Annotated in this window: 21 protein-coding genes; 15 read left to right on the top strand and 6 right to left on the bottom strand. The window is 50.0% G+C overall.

Annotation, left to right across the window (positions count from 1 at the left end; genetic code table 11):
* Nucleotides 1-10: 10 nt before the first annotated feature.
* The 3 genes from ssuD to ssuE are packed head-to-tail and all read right to left on the bottom strand — an operon-like array spanning nucleotide 11 to nucleotide 2,680.
* Nucleotides 11-1,156: an FMNH2-dependent alkanesulfonate monooxygenase gene (gene ssuD, locus HUZ68_RS08445; RefSeq protein WP_000055978.1), complete on the bottom strand. Its 1,146-nt coding sequence runs from the start codon at nucleotides 1,154-1,156 to the stop codon at nucleotides 11-13.
* Entirely contained in the window at nucleotides 1,153-2,112 is a 960-nt protein-coding gene (gene ssuA / locus HUZ68_RS08450; RefSeq protein ID WP_239594104.1) for an aliphatic sulfonate ABC transporter substrate-binding protein SsuA, read from the bottom strand. Before ssuA ends, ssuD begins: the two co-directional genes overlap by 4 nt.
* Nucleotides 2,105-2,680, bottom strand: a complete 576-nt coding sequence (ssuE, locus tag HUZ68_RS08455; RefSeq protein WP_001263919.1) for an NADPH-dependent FMN reductase — start codon at nucleotides 2,678-2,680, stop codon at nucleotides 2,105-2,107. Before ssuE ends, ssuA begins: the two co-directional genes overlap by 8 nt.
* Nucleotides 2,681-3,035: 355 nt before the next feature.
* Here ssuE and HUZ68_RS08460 point away from each other — a divergent pair, with 355 nt between their 5' ends.
* From HUZ68_RS08460 to zapC, 9 genes are all read left to right on the top strand, one after another.
* Nucleotides 3,036-3,575, top strand: a complete 540-nt coding sequence (locus HUZ68_RS08460) for a fimbrial protein (protein WP_000750294.1) — start codon at nucleotides 3,036-3,038, stop codon at nucleotides 3,573-3,575.
* An 82-nt stretch (nucleotides 3,576-3,657) separates the two neighbouring features.
* Nucleotides 3,658-4,359 carry a fimbrial biogenesis chaperone gene (locus tag HUZ68_RS08465; RefSeq protein ID WP_001362155.1) on the top strand — a complete coding sequence of 234 codons (702 nt, stop codon included), beginning with the start codon at nucleotides 3,658-3,660 and terminating at the stop codon, nucleotides 4,357-4,359.
* Nucleotides 4,360-4,383: 24 nt separating this feature from the next.
* Entirely contained in the window at nucleotides 4,384-6,984 is a 2,601-nt protein-coding gene (locus HUZ68_RS08470; RefSeq protein ID WP_044808167.1) for a fimbrial biogenesis usher protein, read from the top strand.
* Nucleotides 6,975-8,045, top strand: coding sequence for a fimbrial protein (locus HUZ68_RS08475; RefSeq protein ID WP_001165655.1), 1,071 nt, complete (start codon nucleotides 6,975-6,977; stop codon nucleotides 8,043-8,045). The genes HUZ68_RS08470 and HUZ68_RS08475 overlap by 10 nt, the downstream gene beginning before the upstream one ends.
* A gap of 11 nt (nucleotides 8,046-8,056) precedes the next feature.
* Complete coding sequence (locus tag HUZ68_RS08480) at nucleotides 8,057-8,599, top strand: fimbrial protein (protein ID WP_000730614.1); 543 nt, start codon at nucleotides 8,057-8,059, stop codon at nucleotides 8,597-8,599.
* 7 nt (nucleotides 8,600-8,606) lie between these two features.
* Complete coding sequence (locus tag HUZ68_RS08485; RefSeq protein WP_032149900.1) at nucleotides 8,607-9,122, top strand: fimbrial protein; 516 nt, start codon at nucleotides 8,607-8,609, stop codon at nucleotides 9,120-9,122.
* Complete coding sequence (locus HUZ68_RS08490) at nucleotides 9,088-9,825, top strand: fimbrial chaperone (protein ID WP_162722165.1); 738 nt, start codon at nucleotides 9,088-9,090, stop codon at nucleotides 9,823-9,825. The genes HUZ68_RS08485 and HUZ68_RS08490 overlap by 35 nt, the downstream gene beginning before the upstream one ends.
* Before the next feature lie 110 nt (nucleotides 9,826-9,935).
* A complete protein-coding gene (gene pyrD, locus HUZ68_RS08495; protein ID WP_001295352.1) occupies nucleotides 9,936-10,946 on the top strand; it encodes a quinone-dependent dihydroorotate dehydrogenase in 1,011 nt (336 codons plus the stop codon).
* Nucleotides 10,947-11,119: 173 nt separating this feature from the next.
* Nucleotides 11,120-11,662: a cell division protein ZapC gene (gene zapC, locus HUZ68_RS08500; protein ID WP_001295353.1), complete on the top strand. Its 543-nt coding sequence runs from the start codon at nucleotides 11,120-11,122 to the stop codon at nucleotides 11,660-11,662.
* Here the strand turns inward: zapC and ycbX are convergent.
* Complete coding sequence (ycbX, locus tag HUZ68_RS08505; protein ID WP_000224270.1) at nucleotides 11,659-12,768, bottom strand: 6-N-hydroxylaminopurine resistance protein YcbX; 1,110 nt, start codon at nucleotides 12,766-12,768, stop codon at nucleotides 11,659-11,661. The genes zapC and ycbX overlap by 4 nt on opposite strands.
* A gap of 243 nt (nucleotides 12,769-13,011) precedes the next feature.
* Here ycbX and rlmKL point away from each other — a divergent pair, with 243 nt between their 5' ends.
* The 6 genes from rlmKL to rmf all read left to right on the top strand — a co-directional run bounded on the left by rlmKL (nucleotide 13,012) and on the right by rmf (nucleotide 21,050).
* Nucleotides 13,012-15,120: a bifunctional 23S rRNA (guanine(2069)-N(7))-methyltransferase RlmK/23S rRNA (guanine(2445)-N(2))-methyltransferase RlmL gene (gene rlmKL, locus HUZ68_RS08510; protein ID WP_001086527.1), complete on the top strand. Its 2,109-nt coding sequence runs from the start codon at nucleotides 13,012-13,014 to the stop codon at nucleotides 15,118-15,120.
* Between the two features lie 11 nt (nucleotides 15,121-15,131).
* Nucleotides 15,132-17,039, top strand: coding sequence for an ABC transporter ATP-binding protein (locus HUZ68_RS08515; protein WP_000053081.1), 1,908 nt, complete (start codon nucleotides 15,132-15,134; stop codon nucleotides 17,037-17,039).
* 129 nt (nucleotides 17,040-17,168) lie between these two features.
* Nucleotides 17,169-18,422: a membrane integrity-associated transporter subunit PqiA gene (gene pqiA, locus HUZ68_RS08520; RefSeq protein ID WP_033815693.1), complete on the top strand. Its 1,254-nt coding sequence runs from the start codon at nucleotides 17,169-17,171 to the stop codon at nucleotides 18,420-18,422.
* A 4-nt stretch (nucleotides 18,423-18,426) separates the two neighbouring features.
* A complete protein-coding gene (gene pqiB / locus HUZ68_RS08525) occupies nucleotides 18,427-20,067 on the top strand; it encodes an intermembrane transport protein PqiB (RefSeq protein ID WP_000445541.1) in 1,641 nt (546 codons plus the stop codon).
* On the top strand, nucleotides 20,064-20,627 hold the full coding sequence (gene pqiC / locus HUZ68_RS08530) for a membrane integrity-associated transporter subunit PqiC (RefSeq protein WP_000759107.1): 564 nt from the start codon (nucleotides 20,064-20,066) through the stop codon (nucleotides 20,625-20,627). The genes pqiB and pqiC overlap by 4 nt, the downstream gene beginning before the upstream one ends.
* Nucleotides 20,628-20,882: 255 nt before the next feature.
* Nucleotides 20,883-21,050: a ribosome modulation factor gene (rmf, locus tag HUZ68_RS08535; protein WP_000828648.1), complete on the top strand. Its 168-nt coding sequence runs from the start codon at nucleotides 20,883-20,885 to the stop codon at nucleotides 21,048-21,050.
* Between the two features lie 69 nt (nucleotides 21,051-21,119).
* Here rmf and fabA read toward each other — a convergent pair whose 3' ends face one another.
* Complete coding sequence (gene fabA / locus HUZ68_RS08540; RefSeq protein ID WP_000227927.1) at nucleotides 21,120-21,638, bottom strand: bifunctional 3-hydroxydecanoyl-ACP dehydratase/trans-2-decenoyl-ACP isomerase; 519 nt, start codon at nucleotides 21,636-21,638, stop codon at nucleotides 21,120-21,122.
* A gap of 68 nt (nucleotides 21,639-21,706) precedes the next feature.
* Nucleotides 21,707-23,467, bottom strand: coding sequence for an AAA family ATPase (locus tag HUZ68_RS08545; RefSeq protein WP_239594107.1), 1,761 nt, complete (start codon nucleotides 23,465-23,467; stop codon nucleotides 21,707-21,709).
* Nucleotides 23,468-23,475: the final 8 nt, after the last annotated feature.

Genomic DNA, 23,475 nt, shown 5'->3' on the forward strand with positions numbered 1-23,475 from the left:
ATCGTGTTCCTTAGCTTTGCGCGACTTTACGGGGGATAAAATCATTCGCCACCGCTTCGCCTTGCGGAATCAGCGGCTGCGGCTGGGGAATTTCCGGAATGGCGACATCCAGATGTGGGAACAGCAACTCGCCGACCCGATACGCTTCTTCCAGATGCGGATAGCCCGAAAGCACAAAGCTGTCGATGCCAAGCGCGGCATATTCGTTGATTCGCGCAGCGACCGTAGGACCATCGCCCACCAGCGCCGTCCCGGCACCGCCGCGCACTAAGCCAACGCCCGCCCATAAATTGGGGCTGATCTCCAGATTGTCGCGCTTGCCGTTATGTAGCGCTGCCATTCGCTGTTGCCCCACGGAATCCGTGCGGGCGAATGCGGCTTGTGCTTTGGCGATAGTCTCATCATCAAGATGCGAGATTAACCGCTCGGCGGCCTGCCACGCTTCGTCGTTAGTTTCACGAACAATCACATGCAGACGAATGCCGAAACGAATTTTGCGTCCATGCGCGGCAGCTTTCGCCCGCACTTGTTCGATTTTCTCTTTAACCAGTTCCGGCGGTTCGCCCCAGGTGAGGTAGAGATCAACCTGTTCTGCCGCCAGCTCCTGGGCGACGTCTGACGAACCGCCAAAGTAAAGCGGAGGATACGGCTGTTGAATCGGCGGGAAGAGCAGTTTGGCTCCCCGCACATGAATATGTTTACCGTTGAAATCGACGGTTTCCCCCAGCAATAAACGCCGCCAGACCTGGGTAAATTCCGCCGAGGCTTCGTAGCGCTCACTATGATCAAGGAACACGCCGTCGCCTGCCAGTTCTTGTGGATCGCTGCCTGTGACCAGGTTAAACAACGCACGTCCATTTGAGAGACGGTCAAGCGTGGCGGCCTGGCGGGCGGCAACGGTAGGTGAGGTTACGCTGGGACGCAGGGCGACAAGAAACTTCAGCCGCTGCGTCACCGGGATCATCGATGCGGCAACCAGCCACGCATCTTCGCAGGAGCGCCCCGTTGGGATCAGCACACCGGTATAGCCAAGACGATCCGCCGCTTGCGCAATTTGTTGCAGATAACCGTGATCAACCGGGCGTGAACCTTCTTCCGTTCCCAGATAATGCCCGTCACCATGGGTCGGTAAAAACCAGAACATATTCAGACTCATAATTGTTTTCCTTCCAGTTGAGTGGGCTGCCAGATGCGTTGGCGAATATCGACTTTTTTCGGCACCAGACGGTTTTCATAAAACAGATCTGCCGTTTGCTGCTGTAAGGCGGCAACCTCGGCGTTAACCGGTTTGATGGTGGTAGGAGGGCGATGATCTAAGTAAGAGGCAATCACCGGTTCCGGTAAGCCCATCGTTTTTGCCAGTAAAGCGATGCTTTGCTCGCGCTGGCTGCGGGTTAACGCATCGGCCTCACTAAAGGTTGCCAGTACACCCTGAATAAAAGCGCCGTTTTTTTCTGCATAGGGGCGAGCTGCCAGATAAAACGATCCGGTTTGATTGAGATCGGTGCCGTCTTTCAACACCCGCACGCCGCCCTGTAATAATGCAGCGGAGTAGTAGGGATCCCAGATAGCCCAGGCGTCAACGTTACCTTGCTGGAACGCGGCGCGGGCATCAGCTGGCGTCAGATAAGTGGGCTGGATGTCAGTAAACTTAAGTCCGGCCTGGCGTAGTGCGCGCAGTAAAAGATTGTGTGAACTGGAACCTTTCTGGAACGCAACTTTGTGGCCTTTAAGATCGGCTACGGTTTTGATCGGGCTGTTTTCTGCCACCAGAATCACCTCGGCTTTTGGCTTCGGCGGCTCGACGCCCACGTACAGCAAATCAGCCCCGGCAGCCTGGGCGAAGATTGGCGGAATATCCCCGGTACTGCCGAGATCAATACTGCCAACGTTTAACGCCTCAAGCATTTGCGGGCCAGCGGGGAACTCCACCCACGAGATTTTTGTTTGCGGATAGCGTTTTTCCAGCATTTGGTAATTTTTCGCCAGCACCGAACTGATGTTGCTTTTCTGATAGCCAATCCTTAACGCCTCTGGCGAAGACTCTGCGGCAACCGCGAGTGTAGAGACGCTAAGCAATCCCACCAGCGCCAGTTTAATGATGTTACGCATGGGCATTACCTCGCAGAGAATGAAGATCAGGAACCTGAACATCGCGGCGGTGCAATGCCTGCCAGAAAGTTTCTAGCGCGGTATCAAGACGGGTTTGTAAATTCGGCGTGAACTGGGGTTTGTGATGGTAATCAATTACTTGTGAGTCATCGGCAAACACGCCGTGCAGGATCTCCTGGGCTTTCAGCGCACTTAAAACTGGCTTAAGGGCATAATCGACCGCCAGCAGATGGGCCACCGTACCGCCCGTCGCCAGCGGTAGCACCACTTTGCCTTGCAACGCACGTTCTGGCAGCAGGTCGAGCAGGGTTTTCAGCGCACCGGAATAAGCGGCTTTATACACAGGCGTGGCGACAATCAGCCCGTCAGCCTGTTGCAACTGTTCGGTGAAGGTATGGAGTGCCGGACTATCGAAACGAGCATAAAGCAGATCTTCCGCGGCGAAGTTTTGCAGATTCCAGTGATAAACCTCTACATCCAGGCCATTTAGTTTTTCCCGCGCATATTCCAGCAAGGAGCTGGAGCGAGAAGGAAAGCGAGGACTACCCGCCAGGGTGATGACACGCATACTCTCTCCTTATAACCAATTGTTCTTGTTTTGTTAACATTGATAACAATTCGCTCAGTCTGTCGGAGAGACAAGAAAATGCCAAATATAAATTTTGTGTATCTTTTTCTGAAAATAAACTAAAGAAAGGGCTTTATATATCACGCATATTTATTTATTGGATAGTCATTAGATGTTGAATCAATGAATTACTCGTTCAGGTAATATTTAAATATTCATGAAATCTATAAATTAAAGATTTGTCACTTATTGGATTTAGTATGCTTGATTTAAATGGCGGACAATTATTGTTATTATTAAGTCTAATGTCATTTAAAGGCATTATCATATTTACGAAGAGATCAGGATGATAACGATGAAAAAAAGTGTATTGACGGCGTTTATAACTGTGGTATGTGCAACGTCCAGTGTTATGGCAGCTGATGATAATGCTATCACGGATGGTTCAGTAACATTTAATGGTAAAGTTATTGCTCCAGCTTGTACCCTGGTAGCTGCGACGAAAGATTCCGTGGTGACTTTGCCAGATGTTAGTGCCACGAAGTTGCAAACCAATGGTCAGGTTTCTGGCGTGCAAACTGATGTGCCAATTGAATTAAAAGATTGTGATACTACCGTAACAAAAAATGCAACGTTCACCTTTAATGGCACTGCGGATGCTACTCAGATTACAGCGTTTGCTAACCAGGCCTCATCTGATGCTGCTACAAACGTGGCCCTGCAAATGTATATGAATGATGGTACAACGGCCATCAAGCCAGACACAGAAACCGGGAACATTTTGTTGCAAGATGGAGATCAGACGTTGACTTTTAAAGTTGATTATATCGCTACGGGGAAAGCGACTTCTGGTAATGTGAATGCGGTAACAAATTTCCATATTAACTATTATTAATAGAACTCATTAATTGTTTTGTTAATTAGTACCCCTCTAGTGTTCTGGAGGGGATATTCATATTTTTTAAGAGTGACTATTTATGAAAACTTGCATAACAAAGGGAATTGTGACCGTAAGTTTAACGGCGATATTACTCAGCTGCTCATCCGCATGGGCGGCAGGTAAAGGCGGGATTGGACTTGCAGCAACACGTCTTGTTTATTCAGAAGGTGAAGAGCAAATTTCACTGGGTGTACGTAACACCAGTCCGGATGTTCCTTATCTTATTCAGTCATGGGTGATGACCCCAGATAATAAAAAATCAGCAGACTTTATTATTACACCACCGCTATTTGTGCTGAATCCGGCTAATGAGAATCTGTTACGCATTATGTACATTGGTGCGCCGTTGGCGAAAGACAGAGAAACTCTTTTCTTCACTAGCGTACGGGCAGTCCCTTCAACAACGAAGCGGGAAGAAGGCAATACCCTGAAGATTGCCACACAAAGCGTCATCAAACTTTTCTGGCGACCAAAAGGTTTAGCGTATCCCTTAGGCGAGGCTCCGGCGAAACTGCGTTGCACTTCGTCAGCTGACATGGTTACGGTCAGTAACCCAACACCTTATTTCATTACCCTGACAGACCTGAAAATAGATGGAAAGGTAGTTAAAAATCAAATGATTTCCCCCTTTGATAAATACCAATTCTCTCTGCCAAAGGGTGCCAAAAATAGCAGCGTAACGTATCGAACCATCAATGACTACGGGGCGGAAACGCCGCAACTCAACTGTAAATCGTAATTCGTCTTCAGTTAAGAGAGCGAGATGTATAGAACTCACCGACAACACAGCCTGTTAAGCTCTGGTGGCGTGCCATCGTTTATTGGTGGGCTGGTGGTGTTTGTGTCGGCAGCGTTCAATGCACAAGCTGAAACCTGGTTCGATCCAGCCTTTTTCAAAGATGATCCCTCAATGGTGGCCGATTTGTCTCGTTTCGAAAAAGGACAAAAAATAACGCCAGGGGTTTATCGTGTCGATATTGTTCTGAATCAGACAATTGTAGATACGCGCAACGTCAATTTTGTTGAGATAACGCCAGAGAAGGGGATTGCCGCCTGTTTGACGACTGAAAGCCTGGATGCAATGGGCGTGAATACTGATGCATTTCCGGCTTTTAAACAACTGGACAAACAAGCGTGTGCGCTATTGGCGGAGATTATTCCGGATGCCAGCGTAACTTTTAATGTGAATAAACTCCGTCTGGAAATTTCAGTACCGCAAATTGCCATCAAAAGTAATGCTCGTGGTTATGTCCCCCCTGAACGTTGGGATGAAGGGATCAACGCGCTATTACTGGGATATTCATTTAGCGGGGCTAACAGTATTCATAGCAGCGCAGACAGTGATTCTGGCGACAGTTATTTTCTGAATTTAAACAGTGGCGTTAATTTAGGCCCATGGAGATTGCGCAACAATTCAACATGGAGTCGTAGTAGTGGCCAAACCGCAGAATGGAAGAATCTCAGCAGCTATTTGCAACGGGCGGTTATTCCTCTGAAAGGCGAACTGACTGTAGGTGATGATTATACTGCAGGCGATTTTTTCGATAGTGTCAGCTTTCGTGGTGTGCAGCTGGCGTCAGATGACAACATGCTGCCAGACAGCCTGAAAGGGTTTGCGCCTGTGGTGCGTGGTATCGCCAAAAGCAATGCCCAGATAACGATTAAGCAAAATGGTTACACCATTTACCAAACTTATGTATCGCCTGGTGCTTTTGAAATTAGTGATCTCTATTCCACGTCGTCGAGCGGTGATTTGTTAGTTGAAATCAAAGAAGCGGACGGCAGCGTCAATAGCTACAGCGTACCCTTTTCCAGCGTGCCATTACTCCAGCGTCAGGGGCGAATCAAATACGCGGTGACACTGGCGAAATACAGAACCAATAGTAATGAACAGCAGGAGAGCAAATTTGCCCAGGCCACGTTGCAGTGGGGCGGACCGTGGGGAACGACTTGGTATGGTGGTGGACAATATGCTGAATATTACCGTGCCGCCATGTTTGGTCTGGGATTTAACCTCGGCGATTTCGGAGCAATTTCGTTCGATGTGACCCAGGCGAAGAGTACGCTGGCAGACCAAAGCGAACATAAAGGTCAGTCATATCGTTTTCTGTATGCCAAAACGCTCAACCAATTGGGTACTAACTTTCAATTGATGGGCTATCGCTATTCGACGTCGGGTTTCTACACCCTTTCCGACACCATGTATAAACATATGGATGGCTACGAATTTAATGACGGTGATGATGAAGATACGCCGATGTGGTCGCGTTATTACAATTTGTTTTACACCAAACGTGGCAAACTGCAGGTCAATATCTCCCAGCAATTAGGCGAGTACGGTTCGTTTTATTTAAGTGGTAGCCAGCAAACTTACTGGCATACCGATCAACAGGAGCGGCTATTACAGTTTGGCTACAACACGCAAATTAAAGATCTCTCGCTAGGGGTTTCCTGGAATTACAGTAAGTCCCGTGGTCAACCTGATGCTGATCAGGTGTTTGCACTTAATTTTTCCCTGCCGATCAATCTGTTGCTCCCCAGAAGTAATGATAGCTATACCAGCAAAAAAAATTACGCCTGGATGACCTCTAACACCAGTATCGATAACGAAGGGCACACTACACAAAACCTGGGTTTAACGGAGACACTACTCGATGACGGTAACCTGAGCTACAGCGTGCAACAGGGATATAACAGCGAGGGGAAAACGGCTAATGGTAGCGCCAGCATGGACTACAAAGGGGCGTTTGCAGATGCCCGAGTGGGCTACAACTACAGCGATAACGGCAGTCAACAACAACTGAACTACGCTCTTTCAGGCAGTTTAGTTGCCCATTCACAGGGCATTACCCTGGGGCAATCGCTGGGGGAAACTAACGTGCTGATTGCAGCACCAGGCGCAGAGAATACTCGTGTGGCGAACAGCACCGGGCTGAAAACTGACTGGCGCGGATATACCGTTGTCCCCTATGCCACTTCTTATCGGGAAAATCGAATCGCACTTGATGCGGCATCGTTAAAACGTAACGTGGATCTTGAAAATGCAGTAGTCAACGTGGTTCCCACCAAAGGGGCGTTGGTTCTGGCGGAGTTCAATGCCCATGCGGGAGCAAGGGTATTAATGAAAACATCAAAGCAGGGTATACCGCTGCGTTTTGGCGCGATAGCGACGCTGGACGGCGTACAGACTAATAGCGGCATTATTGATGATGATGGCTCGCTCTATATGTCCGGTTTGCCCGCTCAGGGAGCGATAACTGTACGCTGGGGCGAAGCTCCCGATCAAATTTGTCATATCAGTTACCAGCTTACCGAACAACAAATTAACTCTGCGATTACGCGAATGGATGCCATATGCAGATAATCTTTGGAGAAAAATGCGTGTTATTACTACGACTATTTTTTGCCGCCGTCTTAATGCTATGGTGCGCTCAAACTGCTGCTTATAGCGGGCAGTGTCATACCACTCAGGGGAATCCGTATATTGGCGTCAATTTTGGCGTTAAAACCCTGGAGGAAGAAGAAAATACGGCTGGAGTAGTTAAAGACAAATTTTATCAGTGGAACGAATCGAATGATTATTATGTTTCCTGTGATTGCGATAAAGACAATGTCAGAAGTGGCCGATGGGCATTCGCCGCGGATTCACCGTTAGTCTATTTAGGCGACAACTGGTACAAAATTAATGACTATCTTGCCGCCAAAGTTTTATTGCAGGTTAAAGGCAGTTCTCCTACTGCGGTTCCTTTCGAAAACGTGGGCACAGGAGCAGATACACGATGGCATATTTGCGATCCCGGCGGTCAACGTTTAGGTGGCCAGGGGGCTAGCGGTAATAGCGGTAGCTTTTCCCTGAAAATATTGCAGCCGTTCGTTGGTTCGGTCGTCATTCCTCCTATGGCGCTGGCGCGATTATTTGAATGCTACAACATACCCGCAGGTGATTCCTGCACGACTACAGGTACACCGGTTTTAGTGTATTACCTGTCTGGTACTATCAATTCACTTGGCTCATGTTCCGTCAATGCCGGAGAAACAATCGAGGTCGATCTGGGCGACGTATTTGCGGCTAACTTTCGTGTTGTAGGGCATAAGCCTCTTGGGGCCAGAACGGCAGAACTTGCAATTCCAGTCAGGTGTAACACGGGAAACGCGGGGTTAGTTAACGTCAACCTGAGTTTGACGGCAACCACAGACCCCAGCTATCCCCAGGCGATTAAGACGTCACGTCCTGGCGTGGGCGTGGTGGTGACCGATAGCCAGAACAACATTATTTCCCCTGCTGGTGGAACATTACCGCTCTCTATTCCTGATGATGCAGACAGTATCGCGCGAATGAATGTCTATCCAGTCAGCACGACAGGTGTACCACCAGAAACCGGGCGATTTGAAGCCACGGCAACGGTGAGAATAAATTTTGATTAACGCGTGAACGTATGAAGAAAAAAACGATATTTCAGTGCGTTATCTTGTTCTTTAGCATTCTTAACATCCATGTCGGGATGGCTGGGCCTGAACAAGTTAGTATGCATATTTATGGGAATGTGGTCGATCAGGGCTGTGATGTCGCCACCAAAAGTGCATTACAAAATATTCATATTGGTGATTTTAATATCAGTGATTTTCAGGCTGCGAATACCGTAAGCACTGCTGCTGATTTGAATATCGATATCACCGGTTGTGCCGCTGGTATTACTGGCGCGGACGTCCTTTTTAGCGGCGAGGCTGACACCCTTGCGCCGACACTGCTCAAACTAACTGACACAGGCGGAAGCGGTGGTATGGCAACGGGGATTGCCGTGCAAATTCTTGATGCGCAAAGTCAGCAAGAAATCCCGCTCAATCAGGTCCAGCCTCTTACGCCCTTAAAAGCCGGGGATAACACACTCAAATATCAACTTCGTTATAAGTCCACAAAGGCGGGAGCAACGGGCGGTAATGCGACGGCGGTTCTCTATTTTGATCTGGTTTACCAGTGAAGGAGTGATGTTGAAACGGATAATCTGGATTCTGTTCTTACTGGGATTAACGGGGGGCTGTGAGCTATTTGCCCATGATGGCACGGTCAACATTAGCGGATCGTTTCGCCGTAATACATGCGTGCTGGCACAGGATAGCAAGCAAATCAATGTGCAGTTAGGCGATGTCTCGCTGACACGTTTTTTTCATGGGAATTATGGCCCGGAGAAATCTTTCATCATTAATTTGCAGGATTGCGGAACAGATGTCAGCACGGTTGACGTCACCTTTTCAGGAACCCCCGACGGAGTGCAGAGCGAAATGCTGTCCATTGAAAGTGGTACGGATGCAGCCAGTGGGCTGGCAATTGCGATTCTGGATGATGCGAAGATATTGATTCCGCTTAACCAGGCGAGTAAAGACTACAGCCTACATAGCGGTAAGGTGCTATTAACTTTTTATGCGCAATTGCGACCTGTCAATAGCGATGTGCAGTCGGGTAAAGTGAATGCCAGCGCGACATTTGTACTTCATTATGACTAATACGTGGAACAGATTAGCGCTCTTGATTTTCGCCGTTTTATCGCTGCTGGTGGCGGGTGAATTGCAGGCAGGAGTGGTGGTCGGCGGAACGCGATTTATCTTTCCGGCAGACAGAGAATCGATATCTATTTTACTGACTAATACCAGTCAGGAATCCTGGCTTATTAACAGCAAAATCAATCGCCCAACGCGTTGGGCCGGGGGGGAAGTGTCGACAGTGCCAGCACTATTACTGGCCGCTCCGCCACTTATTCTCCTGAAGCCCGGTACTACAGGCACGTTGCGCTTGCTGAGAACGGAAAGCGACATCTTGCCTGTGGATCGCGAAACGCTATTTGAGTTAAGCATTGCCAGCGTGCCATCCGGCAAAGTTGAAAATCAGAGCGTAAAAGTGGCGATGCGCTCGGTATTTAAACTGTTCTGGCGACCCGAAGGTTTGCCGGGCGACCCGCTGGAAGCTTATCAACAATTACGCTGGACACGGAATTCGCAGGGTGTACAACTCACTAACCCAACGCCTTACTACATTAACCTGATTCAGGTGAGCGTAAATGGTAAAGCGTTAAGTAATGCGGGAGTTGTGCCGCCTAAAAGCCAGCGTCAGACAAGCTGGTGTCAGGCAATCGCACCGTGTCATGTCGCCTGGCGGGCGATAAATGATTACGGCGGGTTGAGTGCAAAGAAGGAGCAAAATCTGCCCTGAAACAGGTTCGGAAAACGTTTGCGTTTTTTTTGCCGCAGGTCAATTCCCTTTTGGTCCGAACTCGCACATAATACGCCCCCGGTTTGCACACCGGGAATCCAGGAGAGTTCATGTACTACCCCTTCGTTCGTAAAGCCCTTTTCCAGCTCGATCCAGAGCGCGCTCATGAGTTTACTTTTCAGCAATTACGCCGTATTACAGGAACGCCGTTTGAAGCACTGGTGCGGCAGAAAGTGCCTGCGAAACCTGTTAACTGCATGGGCCTGACGTTTAAAAATCCGCTTGGTCTGGCAGCCGGTCTTGATAAAGACGGGGAGTGCATTGACGCGTTAGGCGCGATGGGATTTGGATCGATCGAGATCGGTACCGTCACGCCACGTCCACAGCCAGGTAATGACAAGCCGCGTCTCTTTCGTCTGGTAGATGCCGAAGGTTTGATCAACCGTATGGGCTTTAATAATCTTGGCGTTGATAACCTCGTAGAGAACGTAAAAAAGGCCCATTATGACGGCGTCCTGGGTATTAACATCGGCAAAAATAAAGATACGCCAGTGGAGCAGGGCAAAGATGACTATCTGATTTGTATGGAAAAAATCTATGCCTATGCGGGATATATCGCCATCAATATTTCATCGCCGAATACCCCAGGATTACGCACGCTGCAATATGGTGAAGCGCTGGATGATCTCTTAACCGCGATTAAAAATAAGCAAAATGATTTGCAAGCGATGCACCATAAATATGTGCCGATCGCAGTGAAGATCGCGCCGGATCTTTCTGAAGAAGAATTGATCCAGGTTGCCGATAGTTTAGTTCGCCATAATATTGATGGCGTTATTGCAACCAATACCACACTCGATCGTTCTCTGGTTCAGGGAATGAAAAATTGCGATCAAACCGGTGGCTTAAGTGGTCGTCCGCTTCAGTTAAAAAGCACCGAAATTATTCGCCGCTTGTCACTGGAATTAAACGGTCGCTTACCGATCATCGGTGTTGGCGGCATCGACTCGGTTATCGCTGCGCGTGAAAAGATTGCTGCGGGTGCCTCACTGGTGCAAATTTATTCTGGTTTTATTTTTAAAGGTCCGCCGCTGATTAAAGAAATCGTTACCCATATCTAATTATTTCTTCGAATTCCTCTTTATAAGATAATCAGGGCTTTATTTTCAGCCCTGGTTGTTTTATATTCATCGCTGTTGCTTATTTAGACATTTTGTACTTTTATTGTTGAGGTTATTAAGCGAAGCGACAATGGATTGTGTTGCTGCGGTTTTATAGGGTAGGGGAGAGGCAGATGCGAATTAAACCAGACGATAACTGGCGTTGGTATTACGATGAAGAGCACGATCGAATGATGCTCGATTTAGCCAATGGTATGCTATTTCGCTCACGTTTTGCGCGCAAGATGTTGACTCCAGATGCCTTTTCTCCCGCAGGCTTTTGCGTTGACGACGCCGCGCTCTATTTCTCTTTTGAAGAAAAGTGCCGCGATTTTAATTTATCTAAAGAACAAAAAGCCGAACTGGTGCTGAATGCACTGGTAGCAATTCGCTATCTCAAACCGCAAATGCCGAAAAGCTGGCATTTTGTTTCCCATGGTGAAATGTGGGTGCCCATGCCGGGCGATGCGGCCTGCGTTTGGTTGAGCGATACTCACGAGCAGGTCAATTTGCTGGTCGTTGAATCTGGCGAAAATGCCGCACTATGCCTGCTGGCACAACCCTGCGTTGTTATTGCGGGTCGCGCGATGCAGTTGGGCGACGCCATTAAAATCATGAACGACAGGCTGAAACCGCAGGTTAATGTTGACAGCTTCAGCCTCGAACAGGCAGTCTAACGCGCCAACTTAAGTGCAGTCTTCGGTACACAGCTACAGCAAAGAATGGTGCCATCATCGCCCATTGCTGATTTTTTCAGCGGCGTGACTTCGCCTTCTAAAAGCTGAACACGGCAACTTCCACAAATGCCCGCGCGGCAAGAATAAGGGATACGAATTCCCTGATTTTCTAATTGCTCCAGCAACACCTGTTGGTTATTTCCACGAAATGCCTGTCCCTGCCAGTCAATATCTACATTTGCGTCCGGTTGTTGCGTGATGTTGGCGGTATCATCAGCGGCAGCTGCGCCGTAAATTTTTGCCGGAGCCGTTGCCAGAATTTCCACCTCATCGCCAACGCGAATCACGCCGCTATTACGGGCAATTAAATTCTGACCAAAATCGACATCGCCGTTATCCTGGGCAGTGCGGAAAGATTGCAATGTTTTTAATGGTTCGCCTGCCGGATGTTTTTGCCCTTTTTCTGGGCTGACGGTGGTGAAAATACAGCGGCTACAAGGTTTAACCACATCAAACACCACATCACCAATGCGAATCACTTTCCAGCGATCTTCTTCCCAGGCTGACGCGCCGGAAACCACCAGATTGGGGCGGAATTGCTCCATTTTTACACTGGCCGGACAACGTTGTTGGAGATCACGTAACGAGGCTTCGTTAGCAAGAAGGTAAGGATAGCCATCAGCAAATGACAGAGGTACAGTGTTGTGGCGTTTCACGCGCCGGGTCATTTGTGGCCCCACCCAGCGTAATTGCACTTCGCGGGAGAAAAATCCACTTAGCCATTTGTTGATCGCGTCTGGCGCAATTCGCGCGGTAAAATGTGTGCCCCAAACTTCGGTTGGTGCGTCTTGTGTGGCGAAATCAGCAAAACGAACATATGCGCTACTGCCATCTGGTGCGGTGAGATGCAAGCCATCATGCACAGGTGAAGGAGTAAACCGTACCATCTGGGGAAACTGGCGAGCGGTAATAAACGTACCGTCAGGTTCCGTGATCATAAAGATGCGATCGAAGGCCAGACCACTGACATCAGCCAGAGCATGTGTAAGACCAATGCCGCGCATCGATTTAACAGGATGAATAAAAAGCCGGGTTAATGTCGCCACGGTGCGGTCCTCAAATGAAAATAAGCCCTCAACTTTATGACATGACGCGCTTATTAGCTATAATGCGCAACAATTTTCTTAGCGCCTGTCCCATTAGGCTATTTTATTTGTCAGTTTGGCCCTGGGTTGTGCTCGAAATCCTCACGTACTTGTGTACGCTCCGGTTTCTCCGCGCTGTCCATGTCCAGACTGACTGCAACAATTACGCCTACTGCGGTAGGCTCTTAGAGTAAAAGTGACGATATGAATTCTCTGTTTGCCAGTACGGCCCGTGGGCTGGAAGAGCTGTTAAAAACTGAACTGGAAAACCTGGGGGCCGTTGAATGCCAGGTGGTTCAGGGTGGGGTCCATTTCAAGGGCGACACACGGCTTGTTTACCAGAGCCTGATGTGGAGCCGCCTGGCCTCGCGTATTATGTTGCCGCTGGGCGAGTGTAAGGTTTACAGCGATTTAGACCTCTATCTCGGTGTTCAGGCGATCAACTGGACAGAGATGTTTAATCCTGGCGCGACCTTCGCTGTCCACTTCAGTGGTTTGAATGACACCATCCGCAACAGTCAGTACGGCGCGATGAAAGTGAAAGACGCGATCGTCGATGCTTTCACGCGGAAAAATCTGCCGCGTCCAAATGTTGATCGCGATGCGCCGGATATCCGCGTTAACGTCTGGCTGCATAAAGAAACCGCCAGTATCGCTCTTGATCTGAGTGGTGATGGTTTACATCTGCGTGGCTATCGCGATCGTGCTGGTATTGCGCCGATCAAAGAAACCCTGGCAGCCGCTATTGTGATGCGATCCGGCTGGCAGCCAGGAACACCGCTGCTCGATCCGATGTGTGGTTCCGGTACGTTGCTGATTGAAGCGGCGATGCTGGCGACCGATCGCGCACCAGGCTTGCACCGTGGGCGTTGGGGCTTTAGCGGCTGGGCGCAGCATGATGAAGCTATCTGGCAGGAAGTGAAAGCGGAAGCGCAAACTCGTGCCCGTAAAGGCCTGGCTGAGTATAGCTCTCATTTTTACGGTTCGGACAGCGACGCACGGGTGATTCAACGTGCGCGCACTAACGCCCGTCTTGCGGGGATTGGTGAACTGATCACCTTTGAGGTGAAAGATGTCGCGCAACTGACCAATCCGCTGCCGAAAGGGCCGTACGGTACAGTGTTGAGCAACCCGCCATACGGGGAACGTCTGGACAGCGAACCGGCGCTGATTGCGCTGCATAGTCTGCTGGGCCGAATCATGAAAAACCAGTTCGGTGGCTGGAATCTCTCTTTGTTTAGCGCCTCGCCGGATCTGCTCAGCTGCTTGCAGCTGCGTGCAGACAAACAGTACAAGGCGAAAAACGGCCCGCTGGACTGCGTACAGAAAAATTACCACGTTGCCGAAAGCACTCCAGACAGCAAACCGGCGATGGTAGCGGAAGACTACGCCAACCGCCTGCGTAAGAACCTCAAAAAATTCGAGAAGTGGGCTCGCCAGGAAGGAATTGAATGTTACCGCCTGTATGACGCCGATCTACCGGAATATAACGTTGCCGTTGACCGTTATGCCGACTGGGTGGTGGTGCAGGAGTATGCGCCGCCAAAAACTATTGATGCTCACAAAGCGCGTCAGCGTCTGTTCGATATTATCGCTGCAACCATTTCGGTACTGGGGATTGCGCCAAACAAACTGGTGCTGAAAACCCGTGAACGCCAGAAGGGCAAAAATCAGTACCAGAAACTGGGCGAGAAGGGCGAGTTTCTTGAAGTTACCGAATATAACGCTCACTTGTGGGTGAACCTGACGGATTACCTCGATACCGGTCTGTTTCTCGATCACCGTATCGCCCGTCGTATGCTCGGTCAGATGAGCAAAGGCAAAGATTTCCTCAACCTGTTCTCTTATACCGGCAGCGCCACCGTGCATGCGGGATTAGGCGGTGCACGCAGCACCACCACCGTGGATATGTCGCGTACTTATCTGGAGTGGGCAGAACGCAACCTGCGTTTGAATGGCCTGACCGGGCGTGCGCATCGCCTGATTCAGGCCGATTGCCTGGCGTGGCTGCGTGAGGCAAATGAACAGTTCGATCTGATCTTTATCGATCCGCCAACCTTCTCTAACTCAAAACGAATGGAAGATGCGTTTGATGTTCAGCGCGATCATCTGGCGCTGATGAAAGATTTGAAACGTCTGCTGCGTGCAGGTGGGACGATCATGTTCTCGAACAACAAACGTGGCTTCCGTATGGATCTCGACGGCCTGGCAAAACTGGGACTGAAAGCACAAGAAATTACGCAAAAAACGCTCTCCCAGGATTTCGCCCGTAACCGCCAGATCCACAACTGCTGGCTGATTACCGCAGCCTGAAAGGAATAGTAATGTCATTAATCAGTATGCATGGCGCATGGCTGTCGTTCAGCGACGCGCCGCTTCTCGATAACGCAGAACTGCATATCGAAGATAACGAACGTGTTTGTCTGGTGGGCCGCAACGGCGCAGGCAAATCGACGTTAATGAAAATCCTCAACCGTGAACAAGGGCTGGATGACGGTCGCATTATTTACGAGCAGGATTTGATTGTAGCGCGTCTGCAACAGGATCCGCCGCGTAACGTTGAGGGTAGTGTTTATGATTTCGTTGCCGAAGGCATTGAAGAACAAGCGGAATACCTGAAACGCTATCACGATATTTCGCGCCTGGTGATGAACGACCCGAGCGAGAAAAATCTCAACGAACTGGCGAAGGTTCAGGAACAGCTGGATCACCACAACCTGTGGCAGCTGGAAAACCGCATCAACGAAGTGCTGGCGCAACTGGGGTTAGATCCTAATGTTGCTCTGTCGTCGCTTTCCGGCGGCTGGTTGCGTAAAGCGGCATTAGGACGCGCGCTGGTGAGCAATCCGCGCGTATTGCTGCTCGACGAACCGACTAACCACCTGGATATCGAAACCATCGACTGGCTGGAAGGGTTCCTCAAAACCTTCAATGGGACGATTATTTTCATCTCCCACGACCGCTCGTTTATCCGCAATATGGCGACGCGTATTGTTGATCTCGATCGCGGCAAGCTGGTGACCTATCCAGGGAATTACGACCAGTACCTGCTGGAAAAAGAAGAAGCCCTGCGCGTGGAAGAACTACAAAATGCCGAGTTCGATCGCAAACTGGCGCAGGAAGAGGTGTGGATCCGCCAGGGGATCAAAGCACGCCGTACCCGTAATGAAGGCCGCGTACGCGCCCTGAAAGCAATGCGTCGCGAGCGTGGCGAACGTCGCGAAGTGATGGGTACCGCAAAGATGCAGGTGGAAGAGGCCAGCCGCTCCGGTAAGATCGTTTTCGAAATGGAAGACGTTTGCTACCAGGTTGACGGAAAGCAACTGGTGAAAGATTTTTCTGCCCAGGTTCTACGTGGCGACAAAATTGCCCTGATTGGGCCGAATGGCTGCGGCAAAACCACGCTGCTGAAACTGATGCTCGGTCAGCTTCAAGCGGACAGCGGGCGTATTCACGTTGGCACCAAACTGGAAGTGGCTTATTTCGATCAGCACCGCGCGGAACTGGATCCCGATAAAACGGTGATGGATAACCTTGCCGAAGGTAAGCAAGAGGTGATGGTTAACGGCAAGCCACGCCACGTTTTGGGCTATTTGCAGGACTTCCTGTTCCATCCGAAACGGGCGATGACGCCAGTACGTGCGCTTTCTGGCGGTGAGCGGAACCGCTTGCTGCTGGCGCGTTTATTCCTCAAACCAAGCAACTTATTGATTCTTGACGAACCGACCAACGATCTTGATGTCGAAACGCTGGAACTGCTGGAAGAACTGATCGACAGCTACCAGGGCACGGTATTGCTGGTAAGCCACGATCGTCAGTTTGTCGATAACACCGTTACAGAATGCTGGATCTTCGAAGGCGGCGGTAAAATTGGTCGTTATGTCGGCGGTTATCATGATGCCCGTGGTCAGCAAGAACAGTATGTGGCGCTTAAACAACCTGCGGTGAAAAAAAACGAAGAAGCCGCTGCGCCAAAAGCAGAAACTGTAAAACGCAGCAGTAGCAAACTAAGCTATAAATTGCAGCGCGAACTGGAGCAGCTACCGCAATTGCTCGAAGATCTGGAGGCGAAGCTGGAAGCCCTACAGACGCAGGTGGCGGATGCTTCCTTCTTCAGTCAGCCGCATGAGCAGACGCAAAAAGTGCTCGCTGATATGGCTGCCGCAGAACAGGAACTGGAGCAAGCCTTTGAACGCTGGGAGTATCTTGAAGCGTTAAAAAATGGTGGCTGATCGCAAAATAGTCGATTTAAACAGAGACAGCTGACAACGGTAGAATTGCCTGATGAACTGGGTTTATCAGGCATGAAAACCAACACTTTGTTAGTCATCTGTAAAATAGCGCATCATTAAGGAGTACCAATGTGCGAACATCATCATGCCGCGAAGCACATCCTGTGCTCGCAGTGTGACATGCTGGTGGCGTTACCGCGCCTTGAGCATGGTCAGAAAGCGGCATGTCCCCGGTGTGGCACAACGTTAACCGTGGCGTGGGATGCCCCTCGGCAGCGTCCTACCGCCTATGCGTTGGCTGCACTGTTCATGCTGTTGCTGTCCAACTTGTTTCCTTTTGTGAATATGAACGTTGCAGGAGTTACCAGTGAAATTACATTACTGGAAATTCCCGGCGTGCTTTTTTCTGAGGACTACGCCAGCCTCGGCACCTTTTTCCTGTTGTTTGTGCAACTGGTTCCCGCGTTTTGTCTGATAACCATTCTGTTACTGGTGAATCGCGCGGAATTATCGGTCCGTTTAAAAGAGCAACTGGCACGGGTGCTTTTTCAACTCAAAACCTGGGGAATGGCGGAGATTTTCCTCGCGGGTGTGCTGGTCAGTTTCGTTAAACTGATGGCTTACGGCAGCATTGGGGTAGGCAGCAGCTTTCTCCCCTGGTGTTTATTTTGTGTCCTGCAACTGCGCGCTTTTCAGTGCGTTGATCGTCGCTGGTTATGGGACGATATCGCCCCGATGCCAGAACTGCGCCAGCCGCTAAAACCAGGCGTCACGGGGATACGTCAGGGGCTGCGTTCGTGCTCCTGTTGTACGGCAATCCTTCCTGCTGATGAACCCGTGTGCCCGCGCTGTGGTACTAAAGGGTACGTTCGACGTAGAAACAGCCTGCAATGGACACTCGCGCTGCTTGTTACGTCCATCATGCTGTATCTTCCGGCTAATATTTTGCCCATCATGGTGACGGATTTATTAGGCTCGAAGATGCCATCGACGATTCTCGCTGGGGTCATCCTGTTATGGAGCGAAGGCTCTTATCCCGTCGCTGCGGTGATCTTTCTGGCCAGTATTATGGTGCCAACGTTAAAGATGATCGCCATCGCGTGGCTGTGTTGGGATGCCAAAGGGCATGGCAAGCGCGACAGTGAAAGAATGCATTTGATTTATGAAGTTGTTGAGTTTGTAGGCCGCTGGTCGATGATTGACGTTTTCGTTATCGCGGTGCTCTCGGCGCTGGTGCGTATGGGAGGTTTAATGAGTATTTATCCGGCAATGGGTGCATTAATGTTTGCTTTAGTCGTCATAATGACAATGTTTTCTGCTATGACGTTTGACCCGCGTTTGTCGTGGGATCGTCAACCTGAATCAGAGCATGAGGAGTCCTGACAGTATGGAATCTAATAATGGGGAAGCCAAAATCCAGAAAGTGAAGAACTGGTCTCCCGTGTGGATATTTCCTATCGTCACGGCGCTCATTGGGGCCTGGGTTCTTTTTTATCATTACAGCCATCAGGGACCGGAAGTGACCTTGATCACCGCGAATGCGGAAGGAATTGAAGGTGGCAAAACCACCATTAAAAGCCGTAGCGTTGACGTCGGCGTGGTTGAAAGCGCCACACTCGCTGATGATTTGACACACGTTGAAATCAAAGCGCGGCTGAATTCCGGTATGGAAAAATTGCTGCATAAAGATACCGTCTTTTGGGTGGTGAAACCGCAGATTGGTCGAGAAGGGATTAGCGGTCTGGGAACCCTGCTGTCTGGGGTTTATATCGAACTGCAGCCAGGCGCGAAAGGCAGCAAAATGGATAAATACGATTTGCTGGACTCGCCACCGTTGGCCCCGCCTGATGCGAAAGGTATCCGTGTGATTCTCGATAGCAAAAAAGCCGGGCAGCTCTCGCCAGGAGATCCGGTGCTGTTCCGTGGCTATCGGGTAGGTTCGGTTGAAACCAGCACCTTCGATACGCAAAAACGCAATATCAGTTATCAACTGTTCATCAATGCACCTTATGACCGACTGGTGACCAGCAATGTTCGCTTCTGGAAAGATAGTGGCATTGCGGTTGATCTGACGTCAGCGGGAATGCGTGTGGAGATGGGCTCATTGACAACGCTGCTGAGTGGCGGTGTCAGCTTTGATGTGCCGGAAGGTCTGGATTTAGGGCAGCCAGTGGCACCGAAAACAGCTTTCGTTTTGTATGATGATCAGAAGAGCATTCAGGATTCGTTGTACACCGATCACATTGATTATCTGATGTTCTTTAAAGATTCGGTACGCGGTCTGCAACCGGGAGCTCCGGTAGAATTCCGGGGTATTCGCCTGGGTACCGTAAGCAAAGTGCCATTCTTTGCGCCGAATATGCGTCAGACATTTAACGATGATTACCGTATTCCGGTGCTGATTCGTATCGAGCCAGAGCGGCTGAAAATGCAGCTTGGCGAAAATGCGGATGTTGTTGAGCACCTTGGCGAATTGTTGAAACGTGGTTTACGCGGATCGCTGAAAACCGGAAACCTGGTCACTGGCGCACTGTATGTTGATCTCGATTTCTATCCAAATACGCCTGCAATAACCGGTATTCGTGAATTTAATGGTTATCAGATTATCCCGACCGTTAGCGGCGGCCTGGCGCAAATCCAGCAACGACTGATGGAAGCGTTGGATAAGATCAACAAACTGCCATTGAATCCGATGATTGAACAGGCAACCAGTACGCTTTCTGAAAGTCAGCGCACAATGAAAAACCTGCAAACGACGCTGGATAGCATGAACAAGATCCTCGCCAGCCAGTCGATGCAGCAGTTGCCGACGGATATGCAGTCAACGTTGCGTGAATTGAATCGCAGCATGCAGGGCTTCCAGCCTGGCTCCGCAGCCTACAACAAGATGGTGGCGGATATGCAGCGCCTTGATCAGGTGTTGCGAGAACTGCAACCGGTGCTGAAAACGCTCAATGAGAAGAGTAACGCGCTGGTATTTGAAGCGAAGGACAAAAAAGATCCAGAGCCGAAGAGGGCGAAACAATGAAAAAGTGGCTAGTGACGATTGCAGCACTGTGGCTGGCCGGATGCAGCTCCGGCGAAATTAATAAAAACTATTACCAGTTACCTGTGGTGCAGAGCGGTACACAAAGTACCGCCAGCCAGGGCAATCGCCTGTTATGGGTAGAGCAGGTCGCTGTACCTGACTATCTGGCGGGGAATGGTGTGGTTTATCAAACCAGTGATGTGAAGTATGTGATTGCCAACAACAACTTGTGGGCCAGCCCGTTGGATCAACAGTTGCGCAACACCCTGGTAGCCAACCTGAGCACGCAACTGCCCGGCTGGGTGGTTGCCTCCCAGCCTCTGGGAAGCGCCCAGGACACGCTCAATGTTACCGTAACGGAGTTTAACGGTCGCTATGATGGCAAGGTCATTGTCAGTGGTGAGTGGCTGTTGAACCACCAGGGACAACTGATCAAACGTCCGTTCCGTCTGGAAGGAGTGCAAACTCAGGATGGTTACGATGAGATGGTTAAAGTGCTGGCCGGTGTCTGGAGTCAGGAAGCCGCTTCTATTGCACAAGAGATAAAGCGTCTACCTTAATTATAAAGATTTGTAAATATAACCGTCTCCGGTATGTTGCCTGAGGCGGTTTTTTTGTTTCTAACGTGCGGAAAAATTTGTTCCTCTTCACATTTTTTGTACAACCGACATGCCCGTGTAGCTCACAAATATGACAGTGGCGTGAATTTTGCGCATTGACGGCAGTTATGATTCGCGGTATTGCTTAACTGTGATTGCACATTTAGTAATCACTGTTTTCTTTTCCACCAGAAACCAGTATGAGGGAAACGAGGCATGAAGAGACAAAAACGAGATCGCCTGGAACGGGCACATCAACGTGGTTATCAGGCCGGCATCGCCGGACGCTCAAAAGAAATGTGTCCCTATCAGACGCTGAATCAAAGGTCACAATGGCTGGGAGGCTGGCGAGAAGCCATGGCGGACAGGGTAGTAATGGCCTGATTCTGTCTCTTTAAAAAGAAACCTCCGCATTGCGGAGGTTTCGCCTTTTGATACTCTGTCTGATGATAATCAGAAGGCAGACGTATCCTGGAACAGACCGACTTTCAGGTCGCTGGCGGTATAGATCAGACGACCATCAACCAGCACTTCGCCATCTGCCAGACCCATAATCAGACGACGATTAACAATGCGTTTAAAGTGAATACGGTAGGTCACTTTTTTCGCTGTCGGCAGTACCTGACCAGTGAATTTCACTTCGCCAACGCCCAGCGCGCGGCCTTTACCTTCGCCGCCCAGCCAGCCGAGGTAGAACCCTACCAGCTGCCACATTGCGTCCAAGCCCAGGCATCCCGGCATAACCGGATCGCCAATGAAGTGGCATCCGAAGAACCACAGATCCGGATTGATATCCAGTTCTGCTTCAACATACCCTTTGTCGAAGTTACCACCCGTTTCGGTCATTTTGACCACACGGTCCATCATTAGCATGTTCGGTGCTGGCAATTGCGGGCCTTTAGCGCCAAACAGTTCACCGCGACCAGAGGCAAGAAGGTCTTCTTTTGTATAGGATTCGCGTTTATCTACCATGTTCTCTGTAAGCCTTATTTTATTGAAGCACGCAGGATAGCTAACACGTGTACGCTGAACAAGTCCGATCAGTTCGGAATAAACCAGTTCAGCCAACGTAATGGCCATGGAAAACGGTGACGTCCTTCCTGTTGCGATGCTTGCGCGATACGTTCCTGGATGGTTTGCATCAGCGTCGTTTGGCCTTCGCCATCCCACACCAGATTTAATAATAACGGCAGTGCGTCAGTCACATCGTCTACTGCCCAGATGGTGAATTTGCCTTCTTCTACCGCTTTCACCAGTTCACTGTGAAGACTTAAATGGCGAACGTTAGCTGTGGGGATAATGACACCTTGTTTACCCGTTAACTCACGTTGCTGGCAAATAGCAAAGAAGCCTTCGATTTTCTCATTTAAACCACCGACCGGCTGGGCGCGACCGAACTGATCGACTGAACCTGTGATAGCGATACTCTGATTCACCGGCACATCAGCGAGGGCGCTTATCAGGGCGCAGAGTTCAGCCATCGAGGCACTATCTCCATCAACTTCACTGTATGACTGCTCAAATGTCAGCGATGCTGAGAAGGGGATCTGTTGCTCAAGCTGTAGTTCCGACATCAGGAACGCCTGCATGATCATCATTCCTTTCGCATGGATATTGCCGCCAAGCTCCGCTTTGCGTTCGATGTCGGTGAATTCACCATCGCCAATATGCACAACGCAGCTAATGCGAGAAGGTTCGCCAAAAGCGCGTGGATGACCCGGAAATTCAATGACCGAAAGGGCGTTAATTTGCCCGATGCGTTCGCCTTCGGTTTCAATCAGGATTTGCTCCTGAAGGATCTCATCCTGCATACGTTCAGCGAGGAAACCTTCGCGCCATTCACGCTGCTGCAGCATTAAGTTTAGCTGCTCGCCGGAGAAGGTGTCGCCATCACACAGGGAGGCGACCTCTTTACACTGGCGGAGGATCCACTGCGGGCTAAGCGGAAGTGTTTCTTGTTCACCGGTGTAGCGTGCTGCTTCGCGGATAAGTACCGGCCAGGCATCCGCTCCCGGGGCAGGTAAGTGATTATGTCTGGCGGTAAATGTCACCCAGCGACACCACTGGCTTACTGACTCCGCATCGACAATCTGCAGAGTATCTTCAAATTCGCTATAAATAGCCTGCTCTGAAAGCTCTGGCTCCATCTCCTGGAAATCAGCCAATGATTCGCGTTCGCCTACCAGAATGACTTTCAGCTTCAATGGCATCGAAGGCACAGAGACGGGGAGAGGGCGCGACTCATCAAACGCAACCCAGTCAAAACGCTCGCGGTTAACGATATTTTTCAGCCGCATCCACAGCAGAGGTTGCGCCAGCAGTGTACGCAAAGAGACGATGAGAATACCGCCATTTGCCTGATGCACCAGACCAGGCTGCAGGGTAATGTCGCCATTAAACTGGCGCAGGCAGCCAAAGAGTTGCTCCGCTTCTACCCAGTCGGCAGCGACAACTTGCGTTAAAGTCGCAAAATTTTCATCTGCACTCACTGCGTGACGTAAGCGGATGGAGTGGCCGGAAACCTCATAGTGATCGCCCACCAGTTGGCCTGCATCGCTTTGTAGCGTACGCGCGGCATCGGCAATAAGATTCAGATACTCATACTCTTCCGGGGCCTTAGCCAGCATAAAAGAGGAGGATGCTCGCGTATGCAGCAACTGCTCCAGCGCAAATTGCAGTCGCGGTTGAGTATCACTGAATAAAGGATCGTTTTCGTCAATCAAATGTGGCTGAGCAAATATTTCCTGATAGCTATCGGTATCAGGAACCAGGTCACGCCATGCAAGTTTCGTAATGGTCAAAGTTGATG

The organism is Shigella dysenteriae, assembly GCF_022354085.1.
Classification (GTDB): Bacteria; Pseudomonadota; Gammaproteobacteria; order Enterobacterales; family Enterobacteriaceae; genus Escherichia; species Escherichia coli.

Excerpts from the sequence above, each read along its gene's own strand:
- ssuD (WP_000055978.1), bottom strand. The coding sequence starts at position 1,156 with ATGAGTCTGAATATGTTCTGGTTTTTACCGACCCATGGTGACGGGCAT.
- ssuA (WP_239594104.1), bottom strand. The coding sequence starts at position 2,112 with ATGCGTAACATCATTAAACTGGCGCTGGTGGGATTGCTTAGCGTCTCT.
- ssuE (WP_001263919.1), bottom strand. The coding sequence starts at position 2,680 with ATGCGTGTCATCACCCTGGCGGGTAGTCCTCGCTTTCCTTCTCGCTCC.
- HUZ68_RS08460 (WP_000750294.1), top strand. The coding sequence starts at position 3,036 with ATGAAAAAAAGTGTATTGACGGCGTTTATAACTGTGGTATGTGCAACG.
- HUZ68_RS08465 (WP_001362155.1), top strand. The coding sequence starts at position 3,658 with ATGAAAACTTGCATAACAAAGGGAATTGTGACCGTAAGTTTAACGGCG.
- HUZ68_RS08470 (WP_044808167.1), top strand. The coding sequence starts at position 4,384 with ATGTATAGAACTCACCGACAACACAGCCTGTTAAGCTCTGGTGGCGTG.
- HUZ68_RS08475 (WP_001165655.1), top strand. The coding sequence starts at position 6,975 with ATGCAGATAATCTTTGGAGAAAAATGCGTGTTATTACTACGACTATTT.
- HUZ68_RS08480 (WP_000730614.1), top strand. The coding sequence starts at position 8,057 with ATGAAGAAAAAAACGATATTTCAGTGCGTTATCTTGTTCTTTAGCATT.
- HUZ68_RS08485 (WP_032149900.1), top strand. The coding sequence starts at position 8,607 with ATGTTGAAACGGATAATCTGGATTCTGTTCTTACTGGGATTAACGGGG.
- HUZ68_RS08490 (WP_162722165.1), top strand. The coding sequence starts at position 9,088 with ATGCCAGCGCGACATTTGTACTTCATTATGACTAATACGTGGAACAGA.
- pyrD (WP_001295352.1), top strand. The coding sequence starts at position 9,936 with ATGTACTACCCCTTCGTTCGTAAAGCCCTTTTCCAGCTCGATCCAGAG.
- zapC (WP_001295353.1), top strand. The coding sequence starts at position 11,120 with ATGCGAATTAAACCAGACGATAACTGGCGTTGGTATTACGATGAAGAG.
- rlmKL (WP_001086527.1), top strand. The coding sequence starts at position 13,012 with ATGAATTCTCTGTTTGCCAGTACGGCCCGTGGGCTGGAAGAGCTGTTA.
- HUZ68_RS08515 (WP_000053081.1), top strand. The coding sequence starts at position 15,132 with ATGTCATTAATCAGTATGCATGGCGCATGGCTGTCGTTCAGCGACGCG.
- pqiA (WP_033815693.1), top strand. The coding sequence starts at position 17,169 with ATGTGCGAACATCATCATGCCGCGAAGCACATCCTGTGCTCGCAGTGT.
- pqiB (WP_000445541.1), top strand. The coding sequence starts at position 18,427 with ATGGAATCTAATAATGGGGAAGCCAAAATCCAGAAAGTGAAGAACTGG.
- pqiC (WP_000759107.1), top strand. The coding sequence starts at position 20,064 with ATGAAAAAGTGGCTAGTGACGATTGCAGCACTGTGGCTGGCCGGATGC.
- rmf (WP_000828648.1), top strand. The coding sequence starts at position 20,883 with ATGAAGAGACAAAAACGAGATCGCCTGGAACGGGCACATCAACGTGGT.
- fabA (WP_000227927.1), bottom strand. The coding sequence starts at position 21,638 with ATGGTAGATAAACGCGAATCCTATACAAAAGAAGACCTTCTTGCCTCT.